The organism is Streptomyces sp. NPDC015131, from assembly GCF_043079975.1.
Taxonomy (GTDB): Bacteria; Actinomycetota; Actinomycetes; order Streptomycetales; family Streptomycetaceae; genus Streptomyces.
In genome coordinates, this window is the sequence record NZ_JBIBVB010000005.1 from 388,500 (window position 1) to 404,065 (window position 15,566).

The 15,566-nt window shown below is 74.9% G+C and carries 13 protein-coding genes; 6 read left to right on the forward strand and 7 right to left on the reverse strand.

Annotated elements, in window-relative coordinates; all coding sequences use genetic code 11:
* Nucleotides 1–28 precede the first annotated feature (28 nt).
* Genes ACF08D_RS21955 through ACF08D_RS21965 form a run of 3 tightly spaced genes read right to left on the reverse strand, consistent with a single transcriptional unit; the run spans nucleotide 29 to nucleotide 2,855 of the window.
* A complete protein-coding gene (locus tag ACF08D_RS21955) occupies nucleotides 29–691 on the reverse strand; it encodes a TrmH family RNA methyltransferase (protein ID WP_392224425.1) in 663 nt (220 codons plus the stop codon).
* Nucleotides 688–1,914, reverse strand: a complete 1,227-nt coding sequence (locus tag ACF08D_RS21960) for an HTTM domain-containing protein (protein WP_392224426.1) — start codon at nucleotides 1,912–1,914, stop codon at nucleotides 688–690. Before ACF08D_RS21960 ends, ACF08D_RS21955 begins: the two co-directional genes overlap by 4 nt.
* Nucleotides 1,911–2,855, reverse strand: a complete 945-nt coding sequence (locus ACF08D_RS21965; RefSeq protein ID WP_392224427.1) for a DUF5819 family protein — start codon at nucleotides 2,853–2,855, stop codon at nucleotides 1,911–1,913. Before ACF08D_RS21965 ends, ACF08D_RS21960 begins: the two co-directional genes overlap by 4 nt.
* Nucleotides 2,856–2,973: 118 nt before the next feature.
* Between ACF08D_RS21965 and paaA the strand changes: the two genes are divergently transcribed.
* The 5 genes from paaA to ACF08D_RS21990 all read left to right on the forward strand — a co-directional run bounded on the left by paaA (nucleotide 2,974) and on the right by ACF08D_RS21990 (nucleotide 6,540).
* Nucleotides 2,974–3,927, forward strand: coding sequence for a 1,2-phenylacetyl-CoA epoxidase subunit PaaA (paaA, locus tag ACF08D_RS21970; RefSeq protein WP_392224428.1), 954 nt, complete (start codon nucleotides 2,974–2,976; stop codon nucleotides 3,925–3,927).
* A complete protein-coding gene (gene paaB / locus ACF08D_RS21975) occupies nucleotides 3,924–4,211 on the forward strand; it encodes a 1,2-phenylacetyl-CoA epoxidase subunit PaaB (protein ID WP_392224429.1) in 288 nt (95 codons plus the stop codon). Before paaA ends, paaB begins: the two co-directional genes overlap by 4 nt.
* An 8-nt stretch (nucleotides 4,212–4,219) precedes the next feature.
* Nucleotides 4,220–4,930, forward strand: a complete 711-nt coding sequence (gene paaC, locus ACF08D_RS21980) for a 1,2-phenylacetyl-CoA epoxidase subunit PaaC (RefSeq protein ID WP_392224430.1) — start codon at nucleotides 4,220–4,222, stop codon at nucleotides 4,928–4,930.
* Nucleotides 4,931–4,998: 68 nt separating this feature from the next.
* Entirely contained in the window at nucleotides 4,999–5,478 is a 480-nt protein-coding gene (gene paaD / locus ACF08D_RS21985; protein WP_392224734.1) for a 1,2-phenylacetyl-CoA epoxidase subunit PaaD, read from the forward strand.
* A complete protein-coding gene (locus ACF08D_RS21990; protein ID WP_392224431.1) occupies nucleotides 5,479–6,540 on the forward strand; it encodes a 2Fe-2S iron-sulfur cluster-binding protein in 1,062 nt (353 codons plus the stop codon).
* A gap of 96 nt (nucleotides 6,541–6,636) precedes the next feature.
* Here the strand turns inward: ACF08D_RS21990 and ACF08D_RS21995 are convergent, their stop codons facing one another.
* The 3 genes from ACF08D_RS21995 to ACF08D_RS22005 all read right to left on the reverse strand — a co-directional run bounded on the left by ACF08D_RS21995 (nucleotide 6,637) and on the right by ACF08D_RS22005 (nucleotide 9,637).
* Nucleotides 6,637–6,981 carry a rhodanese-like domain-containing protein gene (locus ACF08D_RS21995; RefSeq protein WP_392224432.1) on the reverse strand — a complete coding sequence of 115 codons (345 nt, stop codon included), beginning with the start codon at nucleotides 6,979–6,981 and terminating at the stop codon, nucleotides 6,637–6,639.
* 124 nt (nucleotides 6,982–7,105) lie between these two features.
* Nucleotides 7,106–8,083 carry a hypothetical protein gene (locus ACF08D_RS22000; protein ID WP_392224433.1) on the reverse strand — a complete coding sequence of 326 codons (978 nt, stop codon included), beginning with the start codon at nucleotides 8,081–8,083 and terminating at the stop codon, nucleotides 7,106–7,108.
* 33 nt (nucleotides 8,084–8,116) lie between these two features.
* The gene (locus tag ACF08D_RS22005) at nucleotides 8,117–9,637 is read right to left on the reverse strand and encodes a DUF2252 domain-containing protein (RefSeq protein WP_392224434.1); all 1,521 of its coding nucleotides are present in this window, start codon (nucleotides 9,635–9,637) and stop codon (nucleotides 8,117–8,119) included.
* A 331-nt stretch (nucleotides 9,638–9,968) separates the two neighbouring features.
* Here ACF08D_RS22005 and ACF08D_RS22010 point away from each other — a divergent pair, with 331 nt between their 5' ends.
* A complete protein-coding gene (locus ACF08D_RS22010; RefSeq protein WP_392224435.1) occupies nucleotides 9,969–10,445 on the forward strand; it encodes a MarR family winged helix-turn-helix transcriptional regulator in 477 nt (158 codons plus the stop codon).
* Here the strand turns inward: ACF08D_RS22010 and ACF08D_RS22015 are convergent.
* On the reverse strand, nucleotides 10,442–15,541 hold the full coding sequence (locus tag ACF08D_RS22015) for a DNA repair ATPase (protein ID WP_392224736.1): 5,100 nt from the start codon (nucleotides 15,539–15,541) through the stop codon (nucleotides 10,442–10,444). The genes ACF08D_RS22010 and ACF08D_RS22015 overlap by 4 nt on opposite strands.
* Between the last annotated feature and the right edge of the window lie 25 nt (nucleotides 15,542–15,566).

Genomic DNA, 15,566 nt, shown 5'->3' on the forward strand with positions numbered 1-15,566 from the left:
CAGGGCGGGCGCGGGCCCGGCCGGGCGGTCAGGCCGGCGGGGCCGGGTCGATCTCCGCGTACCGCTGCACCCACGCGTGCATCGCGATCGCGGCGGCGGCGCCCGCGTTGATCGACCGGGTCGAGCCGAACTGGGCGATGGAGCAGGTCATCGCCGCGTGCGCGCGGGCCTCCTCCGTGAGGCCGGGGCCCTCCTGCCCGAACAGCAGGACGCAGCGGCGCGGCAGCTCCGTACGCTCCAGCGGCACCGCCCCGGGGAGGTTGTCGATCCCGATGACGGGCAGCCCCTCGGCGGCGGCCCAGGCCGTCAGCGACCGGGTGTCCGGGTGGTGGCGCACATGCTGGTACCGGTCGGTGACCATGGCGCCGCGCCGGTTCCAGCGCCGCCGGCCCACGATGTGGATCTGCTGCGCCAGGAAGGCGTTCGCGGTGCGGACCACCGAGCCGATGTTGAAGTCGTGGCTCCAGTTCTCCACGGCCACATGGAAGTCATGGCGCCGGGTGTCCAGGTCGGCGACGATCGCCTCCCGCCGCCAGTACCGGTAGCGGTCGACGACATTGCGCCGGTCGCCCTCCGCGAGCAGCTCCGGGTCGTAGCGCTCGTCCTCCGGCCACGGCCGGGGGTGCGGGCCGACGCCGATCTCGGTCCCGTAGCCGTCGTCGTACTGGAGGGGGGTGGTCTCGCTGCTCACCCCACGAGGGTACGGGGGGCCGGGTCCTCGACGGGCGGCCGCCGGTCCTCCGGTACGCGCCGGGTGCGGGCCGCCAGCCGGTCCCGGCCCCGGCGTACGCGTACGCCCAGCGCGATCAGGAACGCCGTGGGCAGGAAGACCGCGTCGGCGGCGATCATGGCGAGGGAGAAGAACGGCAGCCCGAGCAGCAGCGCGATACCGGCGTGCTCCAGCATCATCACCACCAGCAGGACGTTCTTGACGCGCCGGTTGAACAGGGTGAAGGGGAACGCCACCTGCACGACGACCGTGCCGTAGGTGAGGACCATGACCATCACCCCGCTGGCGGCCAGCACATCGGACAGGAACGGCCAGGGGGTGAAGTAGTCCAGTTTGAGCGGGTAGTACAGCGCGGTGCCGTCCTGCCAGCGCGAGCCCTGGATCTTGTACCAGCCGGCGGTGGCGTAGATCAGACAGACCTCGGCCATGATCACGGCGAGGGTGGCGTTGTGGACGAGGTTGGCGATGACGTCGGCGAGGAGGCGCGGCTCCCCCGGGGCGTACCGGTTCACCAGCCACCAGACGCCCTGCGCGGCCCATACCAGCCACAGCATCACCAGCAGCCAGGGCTCCCCGGTGCGGTCCAGGAAGAGCGTCGCCGCGACCAGCCCGAAGGCCCCGGCCCCCCACATCACCGGGCCCAGCCGGTCCCGCGCGGGCCCGGGCCCCTGCCGCGCCGCGCGGCGGGCGTCCAGCGACCACACCCGGGCGCAGCGGGTCAGCACCAGGTAGATGGCCATCAGGTGGACGACGTTGTCACCGCCGTCGCCCATGAAGATCGAGCGGTTCTGAAGGGAGAGCACGCCCACCAGGAACAGGACCGACATGGTGCGGGTGCGCCAGCCGAGCAGCAGGGCGGCGCTGGCGAGCACGGCCAGGGCGTACACCGCCTCGAACCACACGGCGCTGTCGGACCACATCAGGACCGTGAAGGCGTGGTTGCCGGCGATGAGCTGTTGCCCCATCTCCCACGACCAGGGCCCTTCGGGGCCGTACATCTCGTGGCGGTGGGGGAACTCGCGCAGCAGGAACAGCAGCCACGCGGAGGCGAAGCCGATGCGGACGACGGCGCTCTGGTACGGGCCGAGGGCCGTACCGGTGACCCAGCGGACGGCGCGGGCCAGCCGGCGGTCGAGCGGCTCGGTGCGCGGGCGTACGCGGCCGGGGGAGGTGTGCGCGCTCACTGGTCCGCCTCCGTACGGCCGCCGCTGACGCCGCCGGGCAGGTCGGCGGCGGTCACGGACCACCACGGGAGGACCCGGTAGTAGGTGCGGGTGTCGGTCTTCTCGTCGCTCCAGACGGGCGCCTCGACGCCGCGGGTGGCGGAGCGGAGCTGGATGCGCTCGATCCGGCCGTCCAGCCGGTGCCCCTCCAGCCGCAGCATGGCGATGCGCCGGACGTAGCGCTCGGAGAGCTGGCCGCGCATGCCGTAGGGGCGGTTGTCGTCGGAGTGCGAGTTCACGTAGAAGTCCCAGCCGCGGCGGAGCTCGTTCTGGTTCACATGGCTGGGCAGGAGATTGCCGCGGATCGCCTCGCCGTCCTCGGCCGACATGTCGATCCAGCCGGTCGTCCTGCGCGCGCCGTCCTCGCCGACGACCTCGGCGCGGACGTGGACGGCGATGTTCTGCTGGAGCGGGTTGGGGGCGAAGAGCTTCCAGTTCTGTTCGAACTCGGGGAGCACCCAGTCGTCCACGGCCTCGCCGTGCTGCTTGGTGAGCGTGTTCGAGGGCGCGACGTGCAGGAACGCCATGGCCAGGTGGACGCAGGCGAAGACCGCGATGACGGCCAGCGCGACGGCCGCCACCACCTGGTACGGGAGCGACAACGCGGCGGCCCCGGCGGTGGGGGCGGGCCGTGTCCCGACGGGCGGCGCGTGGGGTGGGCCGCCCGGTGTTCCGGTGGTGGTGGCGTGGGGCGGGCCCGGCGTTGCGGCAGTGGTGGCATGCGGCGGGCTCGGTGGGGGTGTCACCCGGTCGGCGCAGGGCTCCGGTACGGGCTCGGCGGGCCGCTCGGGCCCGGCGACGGGCGCGGGGCCGGGGACGGACGGAGGCGTCACGGGGCCGGGGCCCTCCGCGTCGGTGGCGCGCTGGGCGCGGCCGCCGGCCTCCTTGTCGTACGAGTCCATCCCGCCCCGTTTCCGTTCCCCATCGCTGCCACGGAGTTATCCACAGGGTTGACACCATACGGGCCGCCGACCCACCATTGAAGTCATTCAACCGAACGATCGGTCGGTAGGGGGTCCGATGACGTCAGTGACCGCGGACACGCGGCAGACGCACGAGGCGGAGTTCGACGCGGCGGTGGCCGCCGACGAGCGGATCGAGCCGCGCGACTGGATGCCGGACGCCTACCGGGCCACGCTCGTCCGGCAGATCGCCCAGCACGCCCATTCCGAGATCATCGGCATGCAGCCGGAGGCCAACTGGATCACGCGCGCGCCCTCCCTGCGGCGCAAGGCGATCCTGATGGCCAAGGTGCAGGACGAGGCCGGCCACGGCCTGTATCTGTACAGCGCCGCCGAGACCCTCGGCACCAGCCGCGACGAGCTGCTCGACAAGCTCCACACCGGCCGGCAGAAGTACTCCTCGATCTTCAACTACCCCACGCTGACCTGGGCCGACGTCGGCGCCATCGGCTGGCTGGTGGACGGCGCTGCGATCACCAACCAGGTGCCGCTGTGCCGCTGCTCCTACGGTCCCTACGCCCGCGCGATGGTCCGGATCTGCAAGGAGGAGTCGTTCCATCAGCGCCAGGGGTACGAATCGCTCCTCGCCCTCTCCCGGGGGACGCCGGAGCAGCACGCGATGGCGCAGGACGCGGTGGACCGCTGGTGGTGGCCGTCGCTGATGATGTTCGGCCCGCCGGACGACGAGTCGGCGCACTCGGCGCAGTCCATGGCCTGGAAGATCAAGCGCCACTCGAACGACGAGCTGAGGCAGCGGTTCGTGGACATCTGCGTCCCGCAGGCCGAGGCGCTGGGCCTCACCCTCCCCGACCCGGACCTCCGGTGGAACGAGGAGCGGGGGCACCACGACTTCGGCACCATCGACTGGACCGAGTTCAAGGAAGTCCTCAAGGGCAACGGACCCTGCAACGAACAGCGCATCACCCAGCGCCGCCGTGCCCACGAGGAGGGCGCCTGGGTCAGGGAGGCCGCGGCGGCGTTCGCGGCCAAGCACGGGGAGGCGACGGCATGACGTCCAGCGAATGGCCGCTGTGGGAGGTGTTCGTGCGCTCCCGCCGGGGCCTGTCCCACACCCATGCGGGAAGCCTCCACGCGCCGGACGCGCAGATGGCTCTGCGCAACGCCCGGGACCTGTACACCCGGCGCAGCGAGGGCGTCTCCATCTGGGTCGTCCCCTCCGCGGCCGTCACCGCGTCGTCGCCCGACGAGAAGGACCCGTTCTTCGAGCCGTCCGCCGACAAGCCCTACCGCCACCCGACCTTCTACGAGGTCCCGGAGGGGGTGAAGAACCTGTGACCGCCACCGTGAGCACCGCAGCGGCCCTCGCCCTCGGCGACGACGCGCTGGTGCTGTCGCACCGGCTCGGCGAGTGGGCCGGCCACGCCCCCGTCCTGGAGGAGGAGGTCGCGCTGGCCAACATCGCGCTGGACCTGCTCGGGCAGGCACGGGTGCTGCTCTCCCTCGTCGGGAACGAGGACGAGCTGGCGTTCCTGCGCGAGGAGCGGGCCTTCCGCAACGCCCAGCTGGTCGAACAGCCCAATGGCGACTTCGCCCACACCATCGCCCGGCAGCTCTACTTCTCCACCTACCAGCGGATGCTGTACGGACGGCTCGCGGCGGCCGGTGACGGCGCGCTGTCCGGGCTGGCCGCCAAGGCCGTGAAGGAGGTCGCCTACCACCAGGACCACGCCGAGCAGTGGACGTTGCGGCTGGGCGACGGCACGGCCGAGAGCCACGAGCGGATGCAGCGGGCCTGCACGGCGCTGTGGCGCTTCACGGGCGAGCTGTTCCAGTCGGTCGACGGGCTGGACGTGGACTGGCAGGAGCTGGAGTCCGACTGGCTGGCGTCGGTGACGGCGGTGCTGGAGCGGGCCACGCTGACCGTGCCCGAGGGGCCCCGCGCGGGAGCGTGGAGCGCCGGCGCGGGACGCCAGGGCCTGCACACCGAGGACTTCGGCCGGATGCTCGCCGAGATGCAGCACCTGCACCGCAGCCACCCGGGGGCGTCGTGGTGACCGGCACCACGAGCGCCACCGGTGCCACCGGTGCCACCGGTGCCACTGGCGCACCGGCCAGGACCGCGCTGGAGGAGGAGCTGAGCCGGCTGGCCGGGTCGGTGCCGGACCCCGAACTGCCGGTCCTGACCCTGGAGGAGCTGGGCGTCCTGCGCGGGGTGCAGGTCCTCGCCCCCGGCCGGGTGCGGGTCGAGCTGACCCCGACGTACACCGGCTGCCCGGCCGTCGAGGCGATGTCCTCGGACATCGAGCGCGTGCTGCACGAGCACGGCGTGGCGGAGGTGTCGGTGGTCACCGTCCTGTCCCCCGCCTGGTCGACGGACGACATCAGCGAGGAAGGGCGCCGCAAGCTCGGCGAGTTCGGGATAGCTCCGCCCCGCCCCCAGGGCCCCGGCGGCGGTCCCGTGCCTCTCACGCTGGCCATCCGCTGCCCCCACTGCGGCTCCACGGAGACGGAGCTGCTGAGCCGCTTCTCCTCCACCGCCTGCAAGGCGCTGCGCCGCTGCACCGCCTGCCGCGAACCGTTCGACCACTTCAAGGAGTTGTAGATGTTCCATCCGCTCCGGGTGAGCGAGGTCGAGCGGCTCACGGACGACGCGGTCGCCGTCACCTTCGCGGTCCCTCCCGAGCTGCGCGAGACCTTCCGCCACACGCCCGGCCAGCACCTGGCCGTGCGCCGCACGGGCGCGGGCGGCGAGGAGATCCGCCGTACGTACTCGATCTGCTCCCCCGCCGCCGGTGCCGGCGAGGACCCGGTCCTCCGGGTGGGGATCCGGCTGGTGGAGGGCGGCGAGTTCTCCACCTACGCCCTCAAGGAGCTGGCGGTCGGGCACACCGTCGAGGTGATGGCGCCGATGGGCCGGTTCCTGCTGGAGCCGCGCCCCGGGCACTTCGCGGCGATCGTGGGCGGCAGCGGGATCACCCCGGTGCTGTCCATGGCCTCCACGCTGCTGGTCCGCGAGCCGGCCGCCCGCTTCTGCCTGATCCGCAGCGACCGCACGGCGGCGTCGACGATGTTCCTGGAGGAGGTCGCCGACCTGAAGGACCGCTACCCCGACCGCTTCCAGCTGGTGACCGTCCTGTCGCGGGAGGAGCAGCAGTCGGGACTGCCCTCGGGCCGGCTGGACCAGGAGCGGCTGGCCGGGCTGCTGCCGGCGCTGCTCCCAGTCGGCGAGGTCGACGGGTGGTTCCTGTGCGGCCCCTTCGGGCTGGTCGCCGGCGCCGACCGGGCGCTGCGGGGCCTGGGCGTGGACCGCGCCCGCATCCACCAGGAGATCTTCCACGTGGACGACGGTTCGGCGCCCGCCACCGTGGGTCCCGCGACGGCCCCCGCGCACGCCACGCTCACCGCGACCCTCGACGGCCGGTCCGGGACCTGGCCGGTCGCGGAAGGCGAATCCCTGCTGGACACGGTGCTGCGCAGCCGGTCGGACGCGCCCTACGCCTGCAAGGGCGGGGTGTGCGGCACCTGCCGGGCGTTCCTGGTCGCCGGGGAGGTCCGGATGGACCGCAACTACGCGCTGGAGAACGAGGAGACCGAGGCCGGTTACGTCCTGGCCTGCCAGTCGCACCCGGTCACGGCGGACGTGGAGCTGGACTTCGACCGCTGAGCGCGGGCGCGCGCCTGAGGGGCGGCGGGCCCAGGGCGGGAGCCCGCCCGCCGCACGGGCCCACCGGGCGCCGTGCCCGCCGGCTCAGTGAACGGCTCAGAGGACGAAGGCGGGGGTGCCGGTGTCGGTGACCATGGGGCGGCCGGCGCCCTCCCAGGCGAGCATGCCGCCCTCGATGTTCACGGCGTCGATGCCCTGCTGCACCAGGTACTGCGTCACCTGGGCGGACCGTCCGCCGACCCGGCACATCACATAGGCGCGCCGGCCGTCCGCGACCGCCTCCGTCACCTCGCCGAAGCGCGCCACGAAGTCGCTCATCGGCACATGCAGCGCGCCCTCCACATGCCCGGCCGCCCACTCGTCGTTCTCGCGGACGTCGAGCACCAGGCCGTCGGACGGGACCGTCGCGGCGTCCACGGAGGGCAGCGGTGCGAAGTTCATGGTCAGACCTTCTCTTGTCGGTGGCGGGCGGCCCGCCGGGTGGGGGTCGGTCCCGACGCTAGTACACCGGCGCCGCCGACGGGCAAGCGCCGGCGGACGCCCTCACGGGCGGGCGGCGGGGGAGCTAGGGGGTCTCCGCCAGGGCCGCCAGCTCCGCCTCGCGGGCGGAGACCTGGGCGAGGAGCTGCTCGGCGATCTCCTCCAGCAGCCGGTCCGGGTCCTCGGGCGCCATGCGGAGCATCGCGCCGATCGCGCTGTCCTCCAGGTCCCGGGCCACCACGGTGAGCAGTTCCTTGCGGCGGGCCAGCCAGTCGAGCCGGGCGTAGAGCTCCTCGCTCTCGCTGAGGGCGGAGGCCGCCGGCGCGGGGCCCGCCGCCCACTCCTCGGACAGCTCCCGCAGCAGCGCCTCGTCACCGCGCCCGTAGGCGGCGTTGACCCGGGTGATGAACTCCTCCCGGCGCTGCCGCTCCTGTTCGTCGCGGGCCAGGTCCGGGTGGGCCTTGCGGGCCAGCTCGCGGTAGAGCTTGCGGGCCTCGTCGCTCGGCCGGACCCGCCGGGGCGGGCGCACCGCCCGGTCGGTGAGCATGGCGTCGGCCTCGGGGGACAGGCCGTCGGAGTCCATCCAGTCGCCGAACAGCTCGTCGACGCCCGGCATCGGCATCACCAGCGCCCGCGCCGACTGCGCCTTCGCCAGGTCCTCCGGATCGCCGGTGCGGGCGGCGCGGGCCTCCGCGATCAAGGCGTCCAGCTCGTCGAGGCGGGCGTACATCGGGCCGAGCTTCTGGTGGTGCAGCCGGGAGAAGTTCTCGACCTCCACCCGGAACGTCTCCACGGCGATCTCGAACTCGATCAGCGCCTGCTCCGCCGCGCGCACCGCCCGCTCCAGCCGCGCCTCGGGCCGCTCACCCGCCGGACCGGCGGCACCGGACCCGGCGGTCGCACCGGACCCGGCGGTCGCACCGGACTCGGCGGGCTCAGCGGGCTCACCAGGCTCAGCAGCCGCACCGGGCGCGGCGGTCGCGCCGGGCTCCCGGTCGCCGGCCGGGGCGCCGGTCACGTCGTCGTTCGGGGCACCGGACACGTCGTCGTTCGGGGTCGTCACCCGACCAGCGTACGGGCGCGGCGCCCCGGAACGTCACACCCCCAGCTCGGCGGGCAGCCGCCCGCTCCGGATCGCCGCGAGCAGGTCGGCGTGGTCGGCCTCGGTGCGGTCCGCGTACGCCACGGCGAACCGCGCGACGGCCTCGTCCAGCTCCTCGTTCTTGCCGCAGTACCCGGCGACCACCCGCGGGTCGGCGCTGTGCGCGTGCGCCCGGGCCAGCAGGGCGCCGGTCATCCGGGCGTAGTCGTCGACCTGGTCGGCGGCGAGCGCCGCCGGGTCCACGCTGCCCTTGCGGTTGCGGAACTGCCGTACCTGGTAGGGCCTGCCGTCGACCGTCGTCCAGCCCAGCAGGTTGTCGCTCACCACCTGCATCCGCTTCTGCCCCAGGACCACCCGCCGGCCCTCGTGCGGCACCTCCTCCACCGGGAACCCGATCCCCGGCAGGTACGGCAGCAGCGCCGAGGGCCTGGCCTCCTTGACCTGGAGCACCAGCGGCTCACCCCGGTGGTCCAGCAGCAGCACCACGTACGACCGCGTCCCCACGCTCCCGGTGCCCACCACCCGGAACGCCACGTCGTGGATCGCGTACCGCGCGAGCAGCGGCAGCCGGTCCTCCGGCAGCGTCTCCAAATACGGGCCGAGCGAGGCGGCGACCGCCGCGGCCTCCTCGTCCGGCACGCGCCGCAGCACCGGCGGGGCGTCCACGAACCGCCGGGCGCCGTCCGGGCAGTCCTCGGTCGACTTGGCGGCGAACCGGGCGCTGGTGTTGCCCCGGGCCTTCTCGGAGACGCGCTCCAGCGTGCCCAGCAAGTCCCGGGCGTCCGTGTGCGAGACCAGCTCCTCGTCGGCGATGGCGTTCCAGGCGTCCAGCACGGGCAGCCTGGCCAGCAGCCGCATGGTCCGCCGGTAGGCGCCCATCGCGTCGAAGGCCGCCGCCCGGCACACGTCCTCGTCGGCACCCGCCGCCCGGCCGGCCAGCACCAGGGACGTGGCGAGCCGCTTGACGTCCCACTCCCAGGGGCCGGTCACGGTCTCGTCGAAGTCGTTCAGGTCGATCACGAGCCCGCCGCGGGCGTCGCCGTACAGCCCGAAGTTGGCCGCGTGCGCGTCGCCGCATATCTGCGCGGCGATCCCGGTGACCGGCGTCCCCGCCAGGTCGTGCGCCATCAGCCCGGCGGCACCGCGCAGGAAGGCGAACGGGGTCGCGGCCATCCGGCCCACCCGCAGCGGGGCCAGCCCCGGCACCCGGCCCCGGTTGGACTCCTCGACCGCCCGCACCGCGTCCGGCCGGTCGGACGTCAGCTCCAGCAGCTCGTGCGACGCCCGGGGCACCCGCTCCCGCAGCTCCTTGCCCTGCTGCTTGGGCGACCGCCCCGCGCCCCGCAGCCGGTCGGCGGACGCGAAACCGGGCACCGCGGGTATGCGCCCACCGCCCAGGCCGCCACCCGCCCCACCACTCCGGCCGCCACCGCTACGCTCGTCACCGCTCCGGTCGGCACCCTCACCGCCGCTGTCGCCCCGCGGCGCCGGCACCACCGTCCGGATGTCGTTCATGACCTGCCCCGTCCCCTCGCCCGTCGCCACACGGCCTGCCGACAACCAGCCCCGGCCCTCGCCCCGGACGCCGGCCCGCGGCGCCCTTCACGCCGCACCGTTCGCCCAGGTGTCCAGACCGTACCTCCGCCCCCGGCCTCCCGTCCCCGCCTGTGGACGACCAATGACCGACACCCGACAACCGAGGACTACGGACGACATGGCGCGGCCCCCGTGCGGTACCCGTGACCGGCGGAAAGCGGCAGGAAGCGGCAGAAAGCCATGGAAACCCACTATCGTTGTACTGCGCAACCGACAGTGGGGACACGAGCGAGGCGCGGAGGTGCACGTCATGCCTGCGGGACGCGACGACGCGGTCGACACCATCCAGCGCGAGCTGACGGCCTTCGCCCGCCGCGCCCGCGCCACGGCCGCACGGCTCCACCCCGAGCTGTCCCTCGTGTCGTACACCCTGCTCGCCCACATCGACGACCGGCAGGGCTGCCGCGCCACCGACCTGGCGGCCCACTACCTGCTCGACAAGTCCACGGTCAGCCGCCAGGTCACCACGCTCGAGAAACTGGGCCTCGTCGAGCGCCGCCCCGACCCCGCCGACCACCGCGTCCAGGTGCTGCACCCCACGGAGGCCGGCACCCGAGCCCTCTCCTCGACCCACGCCAGCCGCCGCGCCGCCTACCACGAGCGCCTCGCCGACTGGTCCACCGACGACCTCGCCCGCTTCGCGGCGTACCTCCTGCGCTACAACGGCACGGACAGCGCCACAGCCGACGGCGCGGCCCCCAGAAACACGGGCAACAGCCCCGCCTAGCCGTCCGAGCTCGGGCCGTCCCCGCCGGAACCCGCCCGGGCATCCCCGCCCGCGCTCGCACGGGTGATCGCCGTTTCCATGGCGGCGACGCGGTCGGCGAGCAGGGTGAGGGCGGCCACTGCCCGGGTGAGGGCGTCGGCGCCGGAGTCCTGGGAGCGGGAGCGGGAGCGGACGTAGGCGTCGGTGAGGGTCTGCCACCATGTCCGCTGGTCGTCGGTGAGGGTGCCGCGCAGGGCGGCGAGCTTGAGGAGGTTGGCCTCGGCGCCGGTGGTGAGCGTCCCGGCCTCGGCCGCGTAGTGGTCGGTGACGACGGCGCCCAGCTCGGCGTCGTTCATGGCGGGGGAGATACGAGCGGCGATCTTGTTCATGGTGCGGTACGAGCCCTGGAGCCGGAAGGGCGGCTCGGTGCGGTCGGCGTCGGCCTGGCCGGCGGAGGCGATGTAGGCGGCGTTCACCGCCAGGACCGTGCGGCGGGCGGTGAGCAGATGGCGCAGCATCGCGAGCACGGCCTCCAGCTCGGCGGGCGCGTACGGATGGCTGTACGAGTGGCCGTACGAGTGGCCGTCCGGGTGCGTGGCCGGCCGGCCCGCAGGGTCCCCTGCGGCCAGGGCGAGCAGGGCCTCCAGCTCGGTGCGGTCGCGGCCGGCGAGCGGGGCGAGAAGGGGGTGGGAGGTGAGCGCGTTCTCCACGAAGCTCAGCGCGAAGGCGTCCTCCTTGCCGGTCAGGACGTCGCCGAGGTTCCAGACGTCGGCGCGGTTGGCGAGCATGTCGGGCACCTGGAAGAGCTGCCCGGACTCGGTGTACGGATTGCCGGCCATGCAGACGGCGAAGCGCTTGCCGCGCAGGTCGTGGCCGTCGAGCGTGCGGGTGGCGTCGCACAGCGGCACGAACCGGGTCAGCAGCTCGGGCGAGGTGTGCTGGATGTCGTCCAGGTACAGCAGGACGTTGGTGCCGGCCTCCCGCGCGAAGTGGATCTTCTCGACCTCCCGCCGGGCGGCGGCGTTCGGCGCCCGCTCCGGGTCGAGGGAGGTCGTGCCGTGGCCGAGGGCCGGGCCGTCGACCTTGACCAGCAGCATGCCGAGGCGGGCGGCGACGTACTCGACCAGGGTCGTCTTGCCGTACCCCGGGGGTGACAGGAGCAGCAGCAGGCCGCTCGTACCGGCCCGCTTCGCCGCCCCCGCCGCCCCGATCTGCCGCGCCAGGTTGTCCCCGACCAGCGGCAGGTACACCTCGTCCACGAGCCGGCCCCGCACGAAGGACGGCATGACCCTCGGCCGGTACTCGTCCAGCCGCAGCCGCTCCCGCTCGGCGGCCACCAGGGCGTTCCTGCGCCGCTGGTACGCGCGGAAGCCGGGCACCACCCGGCGGGCGAAGTCGCCGGTACGGGCGAGGAACTCGTCCAGCCTCAGCGGAAGGGTGCCCCGGTCGATTCGGGGGTGTGTGCCGAGCAGGCCCTCCACGCGGCCGGCCGGGAGCACGTCCGCGTCATGGCGGGCCAGCCCCGGGCAGACCTCGATCGCCACCGCCTCCGCGAGGTCCCCCGGGTCCACGCGCTCGCCGGAGGACTCCCCGCAGGACTCCGCCCCGGACTCCGCGCAGGACTCCGCGCAGGACTCCGCGCAGGACTCCGCGCAGGACTCCGCCCCGGGCTCCGCGCAGGACTCCGCGTACGGGACGAGCCAGCCCTCCACCAGCCGGCGCGCGCCCGCCGCGTCACCCTCGCCCAGCAGGGTGCGGACGTCCTCGGCGTACGGCGAGGAGCCCGCAGACCGGTGGAAGTTCTCCAGCAGGGCGCGGGCCGCGGGGCCGGTCGTGAAGGACCCGCCGGCCGCCAGCTCCTCGACCAGGTACGCGGCCGCGGGACCGCTCAGGCCGCCCGCCCCGGCCAGCTCGCCGCGCAGCGCGTCCAGGGCGGGCGGCGGCCCGAAGGTCTCCCTGGCCCGGACCAGCGACACGGCCTCGCGCGTCCAGGCCGCCCGGTCGCCGGCGGTCGTCCCGTGCGCCCAGAAGAGCTGGGCGGCGGCCCGGTCGGCGGCCAAGTGGCGCAGCAGCCCGGCCCGTTCGTGCAGCGGGAGCAGTACGGAGAGGATCGCCGCCGCGTCGTGGTCGTGGACGCCCCGCTCGTACCCCTCGTCGTAGGCCGCCCCGGCCGCCCGGGTGGCCAGGGCGGCCAGGCCCGCCGGGCCTGCGTCCGCGAGCGCCGCCGCTCCGTGCTCGGCCAGCAGCCGCGCGGCGAGGTGCTCGGCGCGGTAGACGTCGGCGTTCTCCGACGGCAGGAGCTGCTCCCAGTAGGGGCGGGTGTCCGCGAAGCCGGGGTCGGTGACCGGGCGGCGGTAGTCGGTGCCGGTGAGAGCGAAGGCCAGGCCGCCGTCCTGATCGGGTACGAGGGTAAGTTCCGGCGGCCGGGGCGTGACGGCGAAGCGGTGGCCGCCCAGCCGGATGGTGTCACCGCCGTCCGCGTACAGCTCGGCGCGGTCGCGCAGGGCCCGCCCGGCCTCCTGGCGGGCGGCCCCCAGGCTGCCCTCCAGCTCCTCGGCCCGTGCCCGGTCGCCGAGGTCGCGCAGTTCGGCGGCGGTGCGGCGGACCTTCTCGGCCATCGGGTCGGAGGCGAAGAAGGTGGCGACCTCGTCCGGGCCGTCCAGGGCGGCCGCCCGGCGGGCGAGGGTCTCCAGGACCCGGGAGGCCGAGGCGGCCAGGCGCTCGGCCCGCCGGGCCCGGGCGTCCTGGAGGGCCTGCTTGCGGCCCGCGAAGGCGTCGTGGACCTCGGCGCGCTTGTCGGCGATCTCGCCCAGGAAGGCGTCGTGGTCGGCGAAGCGCGACTCCAGGTTGTCCAGCTGGAGCAGCAGCCGGGCGAGCTGCTCGTCGCAGGACTCCGGGGTGGTGGCGGCGGCCAGGGCGCCGGTGACGGTCTGGGCGAGGAGGGCGGACTCGGCCGCGAAGGCCGCCCGGCCCTCCTGGTCGAGCAGCTCCCGCCGCCGGGCGCCGAGCAGGGCGCGTACCCGGTTGAGGCCGCCCAGCACCCCGGCGATCCGCTCCAGCACGGCGGTACGGACGGTGGCGTCGCCGATGTCCAGCCCGGCGACCACCTCGGTGAGGCCCTGGAGGTCCCGTACCCGGGCGTCGAGCCGCTCGGTGACCGCCGCCGCCTCGGCGGTCGTGGTGGCCGACCCGGCGTCGGCGGTGAGCCGCTCCACCTCCGCGTGCTGCGGGGCGAAGGCGTCGTCGCGCGCGAGGAAGGCGACCGCCCCCCGGGCGGTCGCGGCGATGTGCGCCCCGGCCTCCCCGGCGAGCGCGTCCACGTCCCCGGTGTCCGCGTACCGCATCTCCCTCAGTGCCGTCAGACCGCCCTGGGCGCGCCGGAGTTCGGTGATGCGGGCGATCCACTCCCCGGCCGTGGCCGGCGCCTCCCCGCGTACCCGCCGCACCAGCCGCGCGAGGTCCTCCCGGGCGCGGCCGAGGGCCTCGGCGGCCCGGTCGCGCAGGGCCCGTACGGTCTCGGCCTCGCGCAGTACGCGCTCCGCGGTGGTCCGCACCTCCTCCAGCGGGGTGCGCAGGTCGCCCACGTCCGCGTCGCCCAGCCAGGGGAAGCGGTCGAGGGCCCGCGTACAGGCGGCGACGAGCGCGGCGTACGTCCCCCCGGCACCGGCACCGGCCACGTCCCCGTCCCCGCCCGCGGACGCGTCACCGGCCCCGCCCCCGACCGCATCCCCGCCCCCGCCCGCGGGCAGGGCGGCGCCCCCCGCACCGGTGACCTGCCGCGCGACCGCCAGGCAGTCCGCGATGCCCCGGACCAGGTCGGCGTTGCCGATACGGGCGAGCGGCCCCTCGCCCTCCGGCGCGGCCCCGGCCACGAACGGCGTCCGCCACAGCCGCACCGGGTGCGCCCGCACGGGCTCCCCGGGCCCAGCGCCCAGGGCGGCGAGGGTTCCGTCGTCGAGCAGCGCCCACCCGTGGCACGCGATCGGGGTGGCGACCTCCTCGCGGACGAGGTTGTACGGCATCAGGAGCGCGCGGCCCGTCGCGGCGGTGAACGCGTACAGCACGTCCTCGCCGCCCGGCGCGCGGACGGCCCGCTCGAACGCGAGGCCCGAGGTGTCGGTGTCGAAGGTCTTCACCGCGCCGGTGGCCAGGCAGAGGCCGCCGGGGAAGACGACGCCCCGGTCGCCGGGGAGCCGGCGGCAGGACAGCCCGATGCCGTCCAGCCGCGTCACGGCACCGGTGGGGGTGTGGACGACCAGGTGGCGGCGGGTCTCCTCCTTGTACGGGCGGACGCGCAGCAGGACCAGCGGCCCGACGACGGCGTACGCCACCTCCGCGTCCGCGAGGGACTGGAGGGGTTCACCGACCGGCTCGCTGTGGACGGCCGCACCGGTCTCGGTGTCGTTCTCGGTCTTCACCGTGAGCGCCCCGCCGACCGTGGACACGAAGACCGCGCCCCCGGCGACGGCGATGTGCGGGTGCCTGCCGAGGACGTGGTCGTCCCGGGTGGCCCCGGTCCAGTCGACGTCGTACGGGTCGGGCAGGACGTGGTCCCGCTCGCCGCGCGCGTCCAGGAACCGCACCTCGCCGGAGGCGGACACCGACCAGCGCAGCACCCGGATGTCCTCCGCCCGGGCACCGGTCCGGAAGACGGCGAGCAGCCTGTCGTCCACCCGCCGCAGCCGCAGCAACCGCGCGTCCCGGTAGTAGCGGTGCAGGGCCGCGAACTCGGCGGCGAACGCCGGGTCGTCGAGCAGCCCCGGCACCGCGTCGTCGGGGAGCCGGCCGAGGTCCCGGTCGTGGAGCGCGAACACGTCCCCGGGCGACGCCGCCTCGTACCCGGCGAGCAGCACGTCCCCGACCGCGACGACGTCCCGGGCCACGAGGTCCCGCGCGGTGCGGAGGTGGCCGGTGGTGGTGAGGGCGAGCCCGGTGGCGCCGAAGGCCGCCACGCGCGCGGTGTTCAGGGCACCGGCCCGCCGGGCCAGCTCGGCGGCCCGCGCGCCGAGGCGGTCGCGCAGCACCTCGTACGTACCGGCGTCGATCTCCGCCGTCCCGGTGGCCCCCGCCGCCCCCACCGCCCCGGCCGCCCCGGGAGCCCCCGGCGCCCCTGCCATCCCGGCCACCCCCGCCGACTCCACC